We start from the raw sequence: 234 nt of genomic DNA on the forward strand, positions 1-234 counted from the left end.
CTACGCCGGCCTGGGCGCGGAGGGCTGCCGCGTGCCTCGGCCTGGGACGGCGTCGGGCAGCTCGTACGGCTTCGGACCCGCGGGCGCGCACCTGCCGCAGCCCGGCAGGTTCGCGGAGCATGCCGTCGAGGTGGAGGACGCCGGCCCCGGCTCGACCCTCAACCTGTACCGCGGGGCGCTGCGGCTGCGGCGCCTGCTGCAGACCGGGGAGCCGCTCGGGTGGATCGACTCGGG

General features: G+C 77.8%; 1 pseudogene. It reads left to right on the forward strand.

What is annotated here, in order from left to right:
- Positions 1-31 precede the first annotated feature (31 nt).
- A pseudogene (locus KVS71_RS19055) lies at positions 32-234 on the forward strand (alpha-amylase); the annotation flags it as partial.

It is taken from the genome of Microbacterium sp. GbtcB4 (genome assembly GCF_019091465.1).
In the GTDB taxonomy this organism is placed as follows: Bacteria; Actinomycetota; Actinomycetes; order Actinomycetales; family Microbacteriaceae; genus Microbacterium; species Microbacterium paraoxydans.